This is a genomic window from Pseudomonas sp. SDO524_S393, assembly GCF_054071875.1.
On sequence record NZ_JBSVVZ010000026.1, the window covers coordinates 40,146 to 55,354 of the forward strand.

The following is a 15,209-nucleotide window of genomic DNA, read 5'->3' on the forward strand; positions in this document are numbered from 1 at the left end:
GTTCAGAACACGGCTTTGACTTGCAAGCCCGGCACCAGCGCGTTGTCGATGTGGTTACTGGAAAACGCCCCCGGTTCGATGATGTATTGCACATCCGGGCGCAGGGTCAGCCAGGGTGTGGCCTGATAGCCGTAGCTGAGTTCGATCAGTTGTTCGGCATTGTTCAGGTTGGGGTAGTCGTTGCCGGCATTGAGCGCGGCCAGTTCCTGGGCCTCGCGGCTGCGCGGGTTGGGCACGGCCCGGCCATAACCCAGGGCCAGGGTGTCGCGGGGGCGGCCTGCGAACGGCGTGTACAGCACCACGCCGGCGCCATACCACTTGCTGAACGGCGAGGCCGCTTCACTGGCCGCCGAGTATTGGCCGAAGGCATGCAGCACGCGGCCTGCGGATGACGCCGAAGCCCATATCGCCTGATCGATCAGCAAGTAGTGACCGCTGCGTCCGCTGACCTCCTTGTTGCTGCCGATGCGTTTTGCGTCGGAGCTGTCGTAGTAATAGCCCAGCTTGTATTCCCCTGGCAGGCTGCCCGCGTGCTTGTAGATCAGCTCGATGGGCACCACGGTGCCGGTGGTGCGCTTGGGGCTCAGTGTCCAGGCGCGGCTGGAATTGCCGTTGCTGTCCGGGTCGACGTTGAAGGCCGCCACGCGCACTTGCCAGTTCGGCGAAAAGTCGTATTTCACCCGTGCACCCAGGCGCGCATTCGGGTAGTTGGTCCAGCCGCTGCCGCCGGACATGTTCAGCGGATGCCCGCAGAAACCGGCGTTCATGAAGTTGCACAGAATGCCGCTGTCCAGGCCGCCCAGGTCATTGCCCATGGCCATGTAGCCGAGCTTCAGGTTGAGCGCCGGGGTGAACAGGGTGCGCTCATAGCTCAGTTCGGTGAGGCGGGTGTAGAGGCCGCCGTAGTTTTCCTGGATCGGCAGGCGGTTGCCTACCAGGTCCTCGGACGCGCTGTTGCCGCGACGGTCGTTGAGGGTGATCTGGATGCGGTCGCCATGGTTGAAACCGTAGAGTTTGCCCAGGTCGAACTGCACGCCGAGCTTGAGGTTCTGCGAGTAGCGCGCCGAACGGTGCTGGCCACCGTGGGCGTTGTAGGCGGTTTCGCCGCTGTAGTCGCCGGTAAAGCGGATGCCTTGTTCGTCGAGTTCACGGCGCAGGCCGCCCCAGTCGCCGGTCAGGGTGGTGTCGCTGGCGCAAGCGGGCAGGGCGACGCCAAAGGCGAGGCCGAGCAACAGGCGCCCAAGGGGAAGAGAAGAAGAGGGGGTCATGCGGGTTATTCCAAAGCCGAAGGCGCGGTGCGTGCGCACCGCGCTTGAAGGGGGTTATGGCAATGCGTAAGCGATCACAAAGTCGCCACGGTCCGTGGACTGGCGTGCGCCGCCGGCGGTGATGACGATGTACTGCTTGCCGGTCTTGGGCGACACGTAGGTCATCGGGCCGCCCTGGCTGCCGACGGGCAGGCGGGCCTTCCAGATTTCATCGCCGTTGCCGCTGTTGAACGCGCGCAGGTAGAAGTCCTGGGTGCCGGCGATAAAGATCAGGCCGCCCTGGGTCGACAGTGTGCCGCCGAGTGTGGGCAGGCCGATCTTGATCGGCAGGTGCATGCGGATGCCCAAGGGACCGGTGTCTTCCACGGTGCCCACCGGCACTTGCCAGGCGATTTTCTGGGTCTTCATGTCGATGGCGGTGAGGGTGCCGAAGGGCGGCGCCTGGCACGGAATGCCGGCCACCGACAGGAAGCGGTTTTTGTTCACCGCATACGGCGTGCCCTTGAGGGGTACGGCGCCCATGCCGGTGTTCAGGGCTTCGCCACCGGACGAGGCCTGGGCCTTGTTCTGCGACGGGATCATCTGGATCCACAGGCCCAGGCGCATGTCGTTGACGAAGATGAAGCCGTGCACCGGGTCAGTGGAGAGGCTGCCCCAGTTCATGCCGCCGAGCGAGCCGGGGAAGCTCAGGGATTTGTCGGTGCCCGGCGCGGTGTACAGGCCGTCGTAGCGCATGCCCTTGAAGTCGATGCGGCAGAGCAACTGGTCGTACGGCGTGGCGCCCCACATGTCCGACTCGCTCAGGGTCTGTGCGCCGATCTGCGGCATGCCGACCGATTTCGGCTGGGTTGGCGAGTAGGGTTCGTTGGGGATGTTCGCGGCCTTGACCGGCACTTCCCGCACATCGGTCAGCGGCTTGCCGGTGGCGCGGTCGAGCACATAGATCTGCCCGGCCTTGGTGCCGATCACCACCGCCGGCACCGCCTTGTTGCCGCCCGGTGGCGTGAAGTCGATCAGGCTGGGCTGCATCGGCAGGTCGAAGTCCCACAGGTCATTGTGGACCGTCTGGTACACCCATTTTTCCGCGCCGGTGGAGGCGTCCAGGGCCAGCACCGAAGCGCCGTATTTGTGATTGAGCCGGGTGCGTTCCACGCCGTAGATGTCGGTGGACGAGCTGCCCATCGGCAGAAACACGGTGTTCATCTGCGGGTCGTAGGACATCGGCGCCCAACTGTTCGGTGTGCTGCGCACGTAAGTGCTGCCATCAGCCGGGGCATTTTTGTCCGCTGGGTTGCCTGGGTCGAACGCCCAGCGCATTTGGCCGGTGATCACGTCGAAGCCGCGAATCACGCCGCCGGGCATGTCGGTCTGTACGTTATCGGCGACGCGGCCACCCACCACCACGGTGGTGCCGGCCATCAGTGGTGCCGAGGACAACTGGTAGTAGCTGTCCGGCACATTGCCCAGGCCGGCTTTCAAGTCGACTTGGCCGTGGGTACCGAAGTCTTCGCAGAATTGGCCGGTGTCGGCATCCACGGCAATCAGGCGGGCATCGATGGTGTTGGTCAGCAAGCGGCGCTGGCACTGTGCGCCGGTCGGCACGCTGGCGGCCATGATCGGCGAGCTGTTGGGCTGGGTCGGCTGGGCGATCGGCGCGGTGGCGTCGAAGTAGGCCATGCCACGGCAACGCTGCCATACCGCCGATTGAGCGTTGATGGCGTTCTTCCACAGCTCTTTGCCGGTGTCGGCGTCGAGGGCGATCAGGTTGTTATGGGGCGTGCAGATGAACACTTTGTTGCCGATCTGCAACGGCGTCAGCTGGTCTTCGGCGCCGTTGCCGTCGCTGATGGCCACGTCGCCGGTGTGGTAGGTCCAGGCCACCTTGAGCTGGTTGACGGTGTCGCGGTTGATCTGGTCCAGCGCCGCGAAACGGCTGCCGCCTTCGGTGTTGCCGTAGTGCGCCCAGTCTTTCTGTGCGTTGGCCGGGTTCACGGCGGTCAGGCCAGGGCCGCTGCCGGTGGGGCGCACGCTGGGGTGGGCGATAAACATATTGCCTGCCGCCACCGCGACGCCGACCGCCAGTACGGCGGCAATCCCATAAGCGCCGCGCGCAGGCCGGTTGACCAGCAGCGGATAGACCAGCGCCACCACCAGACCGATGGCGGCGAACATGAACAGGCGCGAAAACAGTGGCCAGAACACCAGGCCCGCATCGGCGACGGCCCAGAGCGCCGTACCCACCAGAAACACCGCGAACAGCCACGCGCCCGCCGGTTGGCGCCGCGCAATCAAGGCGCCCGACAACGCCATCGCCGCGCCGCCGATCAGGAAGTACCAGGAACCGCCCAGGCTGACCAGTTTGATGCCGCCAGCGGCCAGCACGAGGCCGAGCAGGGCGATGATCACGCCCAGGCCCAGCAGTAAGAATCCAGAGGCGCCAGTCGCGCGCGTTGCTCGTTTCATATCGATAAATGCTCGAAGGTGAGAGGGCAAAGACGCGATTTTAGCAAGATAAGTAACTGGTTAGTACATTTAGCTCCGCAATAGACTATTACGGATACTGCGATGATAGGGTGTGGCTAAACGTCGCCTGAACCCGCAAGGACGACCCTGCGGGTTGGAACTGGCAAATGCGTACCTCGGCCGTGGGCGGGACTGAGATTCTCCAGAAGCCCACGGCGTAACCCGGCGTTCTGGCCTGGTTGCTCCAGAAACGTCGCCACACCGGCCACGCAGTCCAGAGCCCCAGGCGTGTGTCAGAACTTGAACCGGCCCACCAGCCCCTTGAGCTGACCCGAAATATCCGTCAACCGGCCTGAACCGGTCTGCGCCGAGTGGGCGAAGCTTTCGACCAGTTGTGCATCGGCATGGATCTGCGCGATGTGCCGGTTGATCTCTTCGGCCACCTGGTGCTGCTCCTCGGCGGCCGTGGCGATCTGGGTGTTCTGGTCGCGGATCGAGTCCACCGACCCACGGATCTTGTCGAAGCTGTCCCGGGCCTGCTGGATGCGCTCCACGCTGGTGTGCGACACCTGCAAGCTGCCCTGCATCTGTTGGGTGACTTCCTGGGTGCGGCGGGCGAGATTGCCCAACAGGTTATCGATCTCGCCGGTGGAGTCGGCGGTGCGGCGGGCCAGGGCGCGCACTTCGTCGGCGACCACCGCAAACCCGCGGCCCTGGTCGCCGGCGCGGGCGGCTTCGATGGCGGCGTTGAGGGCCAGCAGGTTGGTCTGCTCGGCGATGGAGCGAATGGTGTCGAGGATGGTGTTGATGTTTTTGCTGTCCTGCTCCAACTGCTGCATGGTCTGGGTCGAGCGTTGCAGGTCTTCGCTGAGCTTGAGCACGCTGCCGGTGGCCTCGCCGATATGCTGCTGGCCGTCGTGCACGTCACGGTAGCCTTCGTCGGCACTGGACGCGGCGGCGCTGCAGGAGCGGGCCACTTCGTTGGCGGTGGCGACCATCTCGTTGAACGCGGTGCTCACCAATTCCACCGCTTCGCGCTGGCGGCCGGCCGCCTGGTTCATGTTGCGCGCGACGTCGCTGGTATCGGCGGCGGCGGTTTGCAGGTCGGAAGAGGCATTGCCGATGCGCTGCACCAGTTGGGCGATCATGCTCAGGAACTGGTTGAACCAGCCCGCCAGGCTGGCGGTTTCGTCCTTGCCCTGGACCTGGAGTTGACGGGTGAGGTCGCCTTCACCTTCGGCGATTTCCTGCAAGCCGTCGGCAACCCCGCGAATCGGGCGCACGATCATCCGCGCAAAGCTCGCCCCGACGATGGCGAACACCAGCGCCAGCGCTGCGGCAATGGCGACGATCAGCCAGGTCAGGTTCGACGCCTGGGCCATCACTTCATCGCGCTTGATCAGGCCGATAAAGCGCCAGCCCAGGCCCTTGGAACTGACCACGTTGGCCATGTAGGCCACGCCGTTGATCTCGACCTGGGTCACGCCATCGCCGCCCTTGGCCAGCGCGGCGTAGTCAGGGCCCAGTTCGGCCAGGGGCTTGAAGTTGTGCTTGGCGTCGCTGGGGTCCACCAGCACGTTGCCGTTGGCTTCCACCAGCATGAGGTAGCCGCTGTCGCCCAGCTTGATGTTGCGCACCAGTTCGGTGAGTTGCTTGAGCGAAACGTCCAGCCCGACCACGCCCAGCAACTTGCCGTTGGCATCGTTCACCGTGTGTACGGTGCCGATCAGCGTGACGTCATCCGGTGCCCAGTAATAAGCGCCGGTGCGCACGGTCGTACCGGGTGCGGCCACGGCGGCCTGGTACCAGGGGCGAACGCGCGGGTCGTAGTTGGTCAGTTTGGTGTCGTCGGGCCAGCTGGCGTAGCCGCCATCGCTCAGCCCCAGGGACAGGTAGGCGGTGCTGGGGTGGCTCTTGGCAAAGCGATCGAAGATATCCAGCAGCTGATGGTTGGTTGGCGTCAGGGGAATTTGCTGCGCGTCGGCGCCGGCGTAGCTCTTCAGGTCCTTGGCGGCCACGATGCGTGGGTCCTTGGCCACAAAATCGACGTTCTGGCTGATGCCGTCGAAGAACTGCTGCATGCCGTTGTCGATCTGGCGGATCTCGCGGCCACTGCTATCGAGGAAGTTGGCCACGGCGCCTTCGCGCAGGTTGAGCACGACGAGTACGGCGACCAGCACGACAGGCAGGCACGCGATGCCCGCAAATGCCCAGGTCAGCTTCTGCTTGATATTCATGACTTCTCCCGCGGGTATTTATAGTTTTGGCAAGGAAAAAAAGGCTAGCGGTTAACGTCGCATGTGTTGTTATGAGGCGGTGCGGCCCATGCGTACATTCAGGTATCGACCGGGGCGACGGGCACTTTAGGGTGCAAAGAACCGGCAGACGAGCGGTCAACCGATCCGGTCGCCGCCCAGCGCATCGCGTTGCATCGACTGCAGGTTTTTCTCGATGGTTTCGCAGAGGGTTTCCATCTGGATCTGGTGCTCGCTGGAGTGAAACGGGCTTTGCAGGTCGGTGCCGATGCGTTCGATGGCCAGCAGCATGAACCCCACCACCGTGGACGCCAGCGGCGTGAACCAACCCAGGGATTCCACCAGGCCTACGGGTACGATCAGGCAGAACAGCGAGATGAACAGTCGCGGAAAATACACATAAGGGTAGGGCAGCGGTGTGTTGGCGATGCGTTCCATGCCGCCCTGGGCGTTGGACAGGTCCACCAGCGTCGACTCCAGCCGCGCCAGGCGGATGCTGTCCAGGTGACCGGCCTGGTATTCCCGCGCCAGCAGGGCGGCCGAGCCGGTGACGATATCGTTGGCAAAGTTGTTGGTGGCGCCGTTGCGCGCGAACTCTTCAGCGGGAATGAATGCGCGCACTTCTTCGGGACACGGCTCGCCCTTGAGGTGCGCTGCCAGGCAGTTCACATAGGCCACATGGCGGCGCAGCAGCGTGGCCTTGACCGGGTTGACCTCGCCGCCGGTGTCGTCCAGCAAGGTCAGCACCTGACGGGCGAAGCTGCGTGAATTGTTGACCATCGCCCCCCACAACGTGCGGGCTTCCCACCAGCGGTTGTAGGCGCTGCTGTTGCGGAAACTGATCAGCACCACCAGCGCCGAACCCAGTAACGTGAGGGGCATCAGCGGCAGGTTGATCTTGGCGTTGAGAAACAGCATGAAATCCACCGTGACGGCGATATCCCACAGCAACAGCCAGAACAGGGCCCAGCCTACGTAGCCCAGGGTTTTGATGATCAGGCGGTATTTTTCGACGATGGTGGCTTTCAAACGAGGACCTCGCAATAGGCGGTAAGCAACAGTGCCTAAGCTCGGACGCGGGTTTGGGGGCAAAGGTTCGTTTGCAAGGCAGCCCGCCGGAGCAGGCTGGCGCAGGCCGGGTTATTTCTTGTCGAGCAAACGAATGAGGGTGTCCACGGGTGTTGCAAACGGAATGTCAGTGCCGGTCGCCGGTTGCGTGGCCCTGAAGATGCTTTCGAGGATTATTTTACGGTCGGCGTCGGCGGTCAGTTTTTCCTCCAGCATCAGCGACAGGTAGGTCTCGATGAAGATCACCCGTTCGTTGGCATCCAGCGCGCAATGGGAGTGGGTGTTGTATTGGCGCAAGGCCAGGCGGATCAGCACGCTGCACAAGGCCAGCAACAAAGCCGCGCCCACCAGGTTGGTGAGGGTCGTGGCCAGTTCGAGGCCACCGGCGCTGGCGGTGTCGACGATGATGGTCTTGGCGACGGGTTCGGTTTTGGCGGCGTCGGCCAGTGCCTTGTCGACGGCGGCAGTGGTCGGCGTTGCAGCTTGTGCGGGAGCGCTGGCCACGTTGTGCGGGGCCGTGTCCCGGGACATGTTGGCGATGCCGCCCATGGCGTAGTAACCAAACACGATGGCCACGGTCAGGACCATTGAACCGATGACCAGCTTGAGGCTGGAAGCCTTGCTCTGCTTGTGGTCGGCAGCTCGTTTTTTCCAGTACTCCACCGCTTTGGACAGGTCGACCTGGCTGGTGTACAGCTCTTTGGCGTTGACCAAGTGTTGCTCGGCGGCATGAATCGAGCTGGAGGCATCGGCCTTGAGGGTTTTCAGCGTGGCATGGAATTTCCTCAGGCGGTTGACCATCAGCTTCCTGGCCTTGATGGCCTTGGCTTTCTGGGTGTCTTCCAGCGTGTTGATGCGGGCTTTTGTCTCTTTGTCGAGTACGTCCAGTTTGTTCAACTGGCTGGTGATCGAGTGAGCGCGAATGGAGAGTTCCATGAGTCGGTCACGGGCTTCCTTGCTGTCCGAGTCTTCGGAAAATGCTTGAATCCCGGCGGCATGCCCGGCGATTTGCTGGGCCATGGATTTTTCGTAGGCGAAGTTTTCGTCTCGTAAGAGGTCCTGAATCATCGGTACTTTGCCGATCAGTTGGCGCGGGTCGGGCGCGAGAAAGATCAGGGCAAAGGTCGCCGTGATATCGCCGAATTTCTCCCGCGTGTTCTTGATCAACTGGCCAGTACGGGTCTCTTCATCGAGATAGATAAGGGAGGGCGTCTTTGTCCCGTCAGGCGACATGCTTTGAGGATCATGGCGGTAGAAGTCAACGATGGGATCATGAACAAGCGCCTCGAACAGTTCAGGGTTGTAGCTGGACAATTCGGGGCAGTGTTTTACCCATTGAAATCTGGGGTTCAGCCAGTCGAGTTGGGCAAGGATTCGTCTGGTCGATTCAGGGCTATTAGAAAAGGGGGAAAGAGCCATCTTTACTGTGCGCCATTCCATTGATGATTGAGTGATGGCACTTTAGCACTGACGACCGCCTCAGGTCTCACCGCAGTGGGCTATCCCGGCAGGCCAGACGCTTCATACAACGCCCGATAAGCCTTTACCAATTGCTCCAGACTGAACGCCAGGTTGCGCCCACTGGGGTTGGGCAGCACCCATACCCCAGCACCGCCGAAAGACTGCGGCTGCAAGCCCCAGGCAATCTCGCGCCGGCCCGACAACGCGCTGTAGCCGGCCTTGCCCAGGAAGGCCACGAAGCGTGGCTGGCAGCGTCGGATTTTCTGTTCGAACGCCGCTGCGGCCTGCGTGAACTCATGCCGCGCCAACTCGCCTGCGCTCGCCGTCGGGCGCTCCACCACGGTGGTCAGGCCGCATCCGTAGTGCAGCAGTGTGGGGCCGTCCTCCGGGCGGATTTCATGGGGAGTGAACCCGGCCAGGTGCAAGGTGCGCCAGAAGCGATTGCTGCGATTGGCAAAGTGCTGGCCGAGGGCGGCGGAGCCTTTGCCGGGGTTGATGCCGCAGAACACCACGGCCAGGTGGTCGGTGAGGATGTCGTCGAGGCGGTCGTTCATGTCGGCTCTACCTGCAAGTGGTTGAGCAGCCACGCCGTGAAACTGCGCGCCAGCGGGTCGTGCTCGCTGTCGCGGTGGGTCAGCAACGCCCAGCTCGGGCCGCGAATCGTCGCCTCGACCAGCGGCGTGAGCAATCCGTCTTTTTGCGCCTGACGGCTCAGCAGCTGGCTCACCAATCCAATCCCCAGGCCGGTACACACGGCATCGAGCAACAGGCCGGGATCGGAAAAATTCAACCCCTGATCCTGTTGACCCACGTCGACCCCGGCCTCCACCGCCCAATGGCTCCAGTCCATTTCCCGTTCACCGTGCAGGGTGGTGCGCTGCGCAGCGGGCGTGTCCAGCAGGCGTGGATGGCAGGCCGGGAACAGACGGTCGGCATGCAGCACCTTGAAGCTGCATTCGGCCTGGGAGCTGATGTCGTCGCGCACGGCCAGGTCGATGGTCTGGCTGGCCATGTCGGGCACTTCGTCGGTGCTGAAGATCCACAGGTCAACCTCCGGGTGTTGCCGGCGAAAATCCGCAAGCCGTGGCAACAGCCAATGACGCGCGAAGGTCGGGGTGGTGTTGAGTACCAGTTGATTGGGTTTGCGGTATTGCCCCAGGCGCCGTACGCCCACGGCCAATTGCTGCAACAGGGCCTGGGTGGTGCTGAGGAAATCATGCCCGGCGTCGGTCAGGCTCACGCTGCGCCCGCTGCGGAAAAACAGCGGCTGTTCCAGGTACGCCTCCAGGCTGCGGATCTGCTGGCTGATCGCCGATTGGGTCAGGTGCAGTTCCTCGGCGGCCTTGTGGAAGCTGCCCAGCCGGGCCGCAGCTTCAAAGCCGCGCAGGGTGCCGAGGGGCGGCCAGTGGTGGAGCATGCTGATAAGTTCCTCTAATCAGTTTTGTGCAAAATCCATCGTTTGTCCGGCGTTTTAACCCGCCATAGCATGTACGCCAAGACTCCGTGGGCAGTTTTCACTGAACACAATGACTTAATTGATGGGGACTTGTCATGCAGCAGAATGCAATGCAAAGCAATGGTTGGTGGATGCCTGCGGAGTGGGCCCGGCATGCGGCGACCTGGATGGTCTGGCCGCATAACCGCGCCTTGTGGGAAACCACCTGGGGCGTGACCCTGGCCCAGGTGCAGCAGGATTTCGCGCGGGTCGCCAATGCGATCGCCCGCTTCGAACCGGTGAAAATGGTGGTCGATCCGTCCGCCGTTGCCGGTGCCAGGGCCTTATGCGCGCCCGGCATCGAACTGATCGAACTGGCCGTCAACGACAGCTGGTGCCGTGATTCCGGCCCGACTTTTGTCTGCCACCCGCAACAGGGACTGGCGGGTGTGAGCTGGCGCTTCAATGCCTGGGGCGGCAAGTCGGCCCATGACCTGGACGAAAGCCTGGCACGCCGGGCGCTCAATCACCTGGGGCTGGAGTGCTTCGGTACGCCCCTGAGTAACGAAGGCGGGGCGATCCATGTGGACGGCGAGGGCACGTTGATCACCACCGAGTCCGTGTTGCTCAACCCCAACCGCAACCCCGGTGTGACCAAGGCCGAGATGGAGGCGATTTTTGCGCGGCTGCTGGGCATCCAGAAGACCATTTGGCTGCCCGGCGACCCAGGCTACGTCACCGGCGACATGACCGACGGCCATGTCGATGGGGTCTGTGCATTCGCCCGTCCCGGTGTGCTGCTGGTCGATGCGACCCATGATCAGCGCTCTGTCTACGCCGAAGTGGTGCGGGAAAACCGCCGCGCCCTGGAACTGGCCACCGACGCCCATGGCCGGCGCTTCGAGCTGATTGAATTGTATGAAGCCACCGACGCGGTCGACACCGAAGCCGAGGTGTTCTGCGCGTCCTACACCAACTTCTACATTGCCAACGGCGCAATCATCATGCCGGCCTATGGCGTTGCCGCCGACCAGGTGGCGGCCGACGTTTTGGCCGGGGCGTTCCCGGGGCGTGAGGTCGTGCCGGTGCAGATCAACCACCTGGCCCATGGCGGTGGCGGCGTGCACTGCATCACCCAACAACAACCTGCGTGGGTGAAGCCATGAGCCTTTTGACCATTGCGACAACCCAGATGCCCTGCACCTGGGACCTGCCGGGCAACCTCGATCGCGCCGAGCAGTTGGTGCGGGAGGCGGCGGCGCAAGGTGCCCAGGTGATTCTGTTGCAGGAACTGTTCGCCACGCCGTACTTCTGCATCGAGCAGCACCACAAACATCTGGCATTGGCCGAGGAGTACCCGCACAGCGGCGTGCTCCAGCGCTTCGCCGCGTTGGCCAGGGAACTGAGCGTGGTGTTGCCCTTGAGCTGGTTCGAAAAAGCCGGCAACGCCTTCTTCAACTCCCTGAGCGTGGCGGATGCCGACGGACGATTGCTCGGCGTATACCGCAAGACGCATATCCCGAATGCCATCGGCTATCAGGAGAAAGAGTATTTCAGCCCCGGCGACACCGGTTTTCGCGTGTGGGACACCGCCTTCGGGCGCCTGGGCGTGGGCATCTGCTGGGACCAGTGGTTTCCCGAAACCGCCCGCTGCCTGGCGTTGCAGGGGGCCGAAGTGCTGCTGTTTCCCACAGCCATCGGCTCGGAACCCGGCTCTGCCACCCTCGATTCCCGCGACCATTGGCAGATGACCATGCGCGGTCACGCGGCGGCGAACCTGCTGCCGGTGGTGGCGGCCAATCGCGTCGGGCGCGAGGTGGCGACTACCGACCCCGCCCTGCACATGGACTTCTATGGCTCGTCGTTCATCTGCAACCACAAGGGCAAGCTGCTGGCCGAAGCCGACCGCGACAGTACCGGCGTGCTTGTGCACCGCCTGGACCTGGCCGCCATGCGCGAAGACCGCCTGACCTGGGGCATCTTCCGCGACCGTCGCCCGGAGATGTACGCCGGCCTGCTCACCCTGGATGGACGCCCCTCATGAAACGCCTATTGAGTTGTGTGCTGATGCTCGCGAGTGCCGGCGCCCTGGCCGAAGACAAAACCCTGAGGCTCTATAACTGGGCCGACTATTTTGCCGCCGATACCCTGGCGAAGTTCACGGCCGAGACCGGTATCCAGGTGATCTACGACGTGATGGACGGCAGCGAAACCCTGGAGGCCAAGTTGATGACCGGCGGCAGCGGCTATGACTTGATCTTTCCGGGCGACACCGTGGCCGAGCGCCTGATGCGCGCCGGCGCCCTGCAACCGCTGGACCCCGCCCGGCTCACGGCACTCGACGACATCGAACCGGGTTTGCAGAAGCTGCGCACTCACTATGCCCACTCGAACAAGGCCACGGTGCCCTACACCTGGGGCACCATCGGCCTGACCTACAACACCCGGCAGATCGAACAGCGACTGCCGAATGCGCCGGTCAACAGCCTCGACCTGTTGTTCAAGCCGGAGCTGGCGGCCAAGTTTGCCGATTGCGGTATCTCGCTGATCGACTCGCCGGACGAAGTGCTGGCGGTGGTTCTCAACTACCTGGGCCGCGACCCGCGCAGCGCCAAGCGTGAAGACCTGGCCGCCGCCAGCGAGCTGTTGCTCAAGGTGCGTCCATTTATCCGCAAGTTCCAGTCGCAGCCGGTGACCGACCTGGTCAACGGCAACCTGTGCCTGTCCCTCGGCTACAGCGGCGACATGACCCAGGCTCAGCGCGCCGCCGATGCCGCCGGCAAAGCGGTGACGTTCGGTTATCACATCCCCCGTGAAGGCACCACGGTGTGGATGGACACGCTGGCCATCCCGGTCGACGCGCGGCACCCGGACTACGCCTATGCGTTCATCAACTTTGTGATGCGCCCGGAAAACATGGCCGCCATCACCAACCTCACCGGCTACCCCACGTCCAATGCCAAGGCACGGCCCGCCGTGGAAGCGAGCCTGCGCGACAACCCCGATATCTACCCGGATGAGGCCACCTTCGACCGGTTGATCGCCGGCAAGGACATCCCCCAGGCGGACATGCGTGCGCGTATGCGGGTGTGGACTAAATTCAAGACACAGCAATGAACGATGCTTTTTGTGGTGAGCTTTTTTTGTGATGAATGGTTTTTGTGTTCGCAAGCTTTTTTGTGATGAATGTTTTTTGGTGTTCACAAGTTTTTTTGTGATGAATGTTTTTTGGTGTTCACAAGTTTTTTTGTGATGAATGGTTTTTTGTGTTCACAAGCTTTTTTGTGGTGAGCGGGCTTGTCCCGCGCTGGAGTGCGTAGCGCTCCCGTTTTTTGGGGTTGCTACGCAACCCAGCGCGGGACAAGCCCGCTCACCACAGAAGCCCGCTCACCACAGAAAATCCAGTCACTCCAATCAACCCCCTTTTGATCCAGCCCCTAGCAAGAGAACACCATGCCAACCCGTCGCACCTTCCTCAAACACGCCAGCGTGGTCTGCGCCATGACCCTTCTTTCGACCCCGGTACGCGCCGCCGTCAAAGGCCGTTTCTACATGCCCGACGAGGGCGAAACACATCGCCAGGCGTTTATCGCCTTTGGTGCCCAGGACGCCATCTGGGAGGACTTCACCGCCGACGTGCAAGCCGCTCTGGGCCGGATCGCCCGTGCGATTGCCGAGCACGAGCCGGTCACGGTGTTTTGCCGCGAGGACGAGCGCGGTCTGGCGGAGCAGCACTGCGGCACGCGCAATATCACCTTTGTGGAAACCGAGCTGGATGACATCTGGATGCGCGACACCGGCGCCAATTTCGTCATCGATGGCACGGGGGGCGAGGGCGCGGTGGATTTCAATTTCAATGGCTGGGGCGACAAGCAGCAGCACGCCGACGATGCGTTGCTGGCCGGGCAGGTCGCCGAACACACCGGGGTGCGTCACCTGCGCAGCGAACTGGTGGGCGAGGGCGGTGCCATCGAGGTGGACGGCCTGGGCACCGGGATCATGACCGAGAGCAGTTGGATCAACCGCAATCGCAACCCCGACTGGACCAAGGCCGAGGTCGAGGCCGAACTCAAGGAGCGCCTGGGTCTGCGCAAAATCATTTGGTTGCCGGGCATCAAGGGCAAGGACATCACCGACGCCCATGTGGATTTCTACGCACGCTTTGTCTCACCCGGCGTGGTGCTGGCCAACCTGGATACCGACCCGGCGTCCTACGATCACAAGGTCACCCTGGCGCACCTGGAGATCCTCAAAAAGGCTACCGACGCCGATGGCCGCCCATTGCAGGTGCACACCGTGTCGCCGCCGCTCAACCCGCGCAACAGCAAATTCAGTCGGGGCAACCCGGACTTCGCCGCGGGCTATATCAATTACTTCGTGATCAACGGCGCGGTGATCGCGCCCGAATTCGGCGACCCGGTGGCCGACCGCAAGGCGCTGGAGCTGCTGTCCCGGTTGTACCCGGGGCGCAAGGTGGTGCAACTGAACATCGACGCGATTGCAGCGGGCGGCGGCGGCATCCACTGCGTGACCAGCCATCAGCCGCTGGCCTGATCGTCCTTGGCCAGCAGCACTTGGGCAAAGTCATCGGAGGCAATGAAATCGAGGGTCTGGCGCAACTGTCGGGCCGCATCCTGGCCGAACGCCTGATCGAAGCGTTCGGCCATTTTTTTCGAGATGCGCTTGGCCGCCGCGTGGGTGCGCAAGCCTTCTTCTGTGAGCAGCACGCGGCGGCTGCGGCGGTCCAGTTCGTCCACCTGCAACGCCACCAGGCCATCGCGCACCAGCGGCTTGAGGGTGTGGCCGAGGGCGGACAGGTCCATCACCAGGCTTTGCGCCAACTCGCCCATCCTGGGGGTGCCGCCGGCCCTGTCGATGTGGTTGAGCACCGCCCACTGGGTTGCCTTGAGCCCGCAGGACGCGAACGCCTCGTCATAGATCTGGCCCAGGCGGCGTGATGTGCGGCGCACGGCACCGTTCACGCAGGTGCTGGGGCTCTCGGTGCAAGGTGCAGCAGATTTCACGGGCGATACTCTCTGAAACAAAAAAACGACGGGATGATTATGCCTGCGAAGCCTCTCAGGACAAGGCTTTTCAGACCGAAGATGAATACTGAGACAGCTTGAAACAAAATAGTTGCGTATGCCTCTAAAATCGATATCGTGGCATATGCCTCTTTGTGACCGGGACGTCGTTGCAGTGGTTTCCCTCGGGTTGCACGTGGGGTGAGGCGGGAACATGGCAAGGCGCCGTCCCGGG

General features: G+C 62.9%; 11 protein-coding genes and 2 pseudogenes. 4 read left to right on the top strand and 9 right to left on the bottom strand.

What is annotated here, in order from left to right; translation table 11 throughout:
- Positions 1-2: 2 nt before the first annotated feature.
- From ACW9IB_RS13835 to ACW9IB_RS13870, 8 genes and pseudogenes are all read right to left on the bottom strand, one after another.
- Positions 3-1,268, bottom strand: coding sequence for a carbohydrate porin (locus tag ACW9IB_RS13835; protein ID WP_457414073.1), 1,266 nt, complete (start codon positions 1,266-1,268; stop codon positions 3-5).
- Positions 1,269-1,322: 54 nt separating this feature from the next.
- Entirely contained in the window at positions 1,323-3,731 is a 2,409-nt protein-coding gene (locus tag ACW9IB_RS13840; RefSeq protein ID WP_457414074.1) for a glucose/quinate/shikimate family membrane-bound PQQ-dependent dehydrogenase, read from the bottom strand.
- A 293-nt stretch (positions 3,732-4,024) separates the two neighbouring features.
- A pseudogene (locus ACW9IB_RS13845) lies at positions 4,025-4,567 on the bottom strand (methyl-accepting chemotaxis protein); the annotation flags it as partial.
- Between the two features lie 321 nt (positions 4,568-4,888).
- A pseudogene (locus tag ACW9IB_RS13850) lies at positions 4,889-5,968 on the bottom strand (HAMP domain-containing protein); the annotation flags it as partial.
- A gap of 156 nt (positions 5,969-6,124) precedes the next feature.
- Complete coding sequence (locus ACW9IB_RS13855; protein WP_457414075.1) at positions 6,125-7,015, bottom strand: bestrophin family protein; 891 nt, start codon at positions 7,013-7,015, stop codon at positions 6,125-6,127.
- Between the two features lie 111 nt (positions 7,016-7,126).
- Entirely contained in the window at positions 7,127-8,287 is a 1,161-nt protein-coding gene (locus ACW9IB_RS13860; RefSeq protein WP_457414076.1) for a hypothetical protein, read from the bottom strand.
- A gap of 266 nt (positions 8,288-8,553) precedes the next feature.
- Positions 8,554-9,069 (bottom strand): G/U mismatch-specific DNA glycosylase, encoded by a 516-nt coding sequence (gene mug, locus ACW9IB_RS13865; protein ID WP_457414077.1) that lies wholly within the window; start codon positions 9,067-9,069, stop codon positions 8,554-8,556.
- Positions 9,066-9,932, bottom strand: coding sequence for a LysR substrate-binding domain-containing protein (locus ACW9IB_RS13870; protein ID WP_457414078.1), 867 nt, complete (start codon positions 9,930-9,932; stop codon positions 9,066-9,068). Before ACW9IB_RS13870 ends, mug begins: the two co-directional genes overlap by 4 nt.
- A 134-nt stretch (positions 9,933-10,066) precedes the next feature.
- On the opposite strand from ACW9IB_RS13870, the gene ACW9IB_RS13875 reads away from it, so the two are divergent.
- The 4 genes from ACW9IB_RS13875 to ACW9IB_RS13890 all read left to right on the top strand — a co-directional run bounded on the left by ACW9IB_RS13875 (position 10,067) and on the right by ACW9IB_RS13890 (position 14,504).
- A complete protein-coding gene (locus ACW9IB_RS13875; RefSeq protein ID WP_457366826.1) occupies positions 10,067-11,116 on the top strand; it encodes an agmatine deiminase family protein in 1,050 nt (349 codons plus the stop codon).
- Complete coding sequence (aguB, locus tag ACW9IB_RS13880) at positions 11,113-11,994, top strand: N-carbamoylputrescine amidase (protein WP_457414080.1); 882 nt, start codon at positions 11,113-11,115, stop codon at positions 11,992-11,994. The genes ACW9IB_RS13875 and aguB overlap by 4 nt, the downstream gene beginning before the upstream one ends.
- The gene (locus tag ACW9IB_RS13885; protein ID WP_457414081.1) at positions 11,991-13,067 is read left to right on the top strand and encodes an extracellular solute-binding protein; all 1,077 of its coding nucleotides are present in this window, start codon (positions 11,991-11,993) and stop codon (positions 13,065-13,067) included. Before aguB ends, ACW9IB_RS13885 begins: the two co-directional genes overlap by 4 nt.
- A 336-nt stretch (positions 13,068-13,403) precedes the next feature.
- A complete protein-coding gene (locus ACW9IB_RS13890; protein WP_457414083.1) occupies positions 13,404-14,504 on the top strand; it encodes an agmatine deiminase family protein in 1,101 nt (366 codons plus the stop codon).
- Here ACW9IB_RS13890 and ACW9IB_RS13895 read toward each other — a convergent pair.
- Entirely contained in the window at positions 14,489-14,974 is a 486-nt protein-coding gene (locus tag ACW9IB_RS13895; protein WP_457368148.1) for a MarR family winged helix-turn-helix transcriptional regulator, read from the bottom strand. The two genes, ACW9IB_RS13890 and ACW9IB_RS13895, sit on opposite strands and share 16 nt — an antisense overlap.
- Positions 14,975-15,209 lie beyond the last annotated feature (235 nt).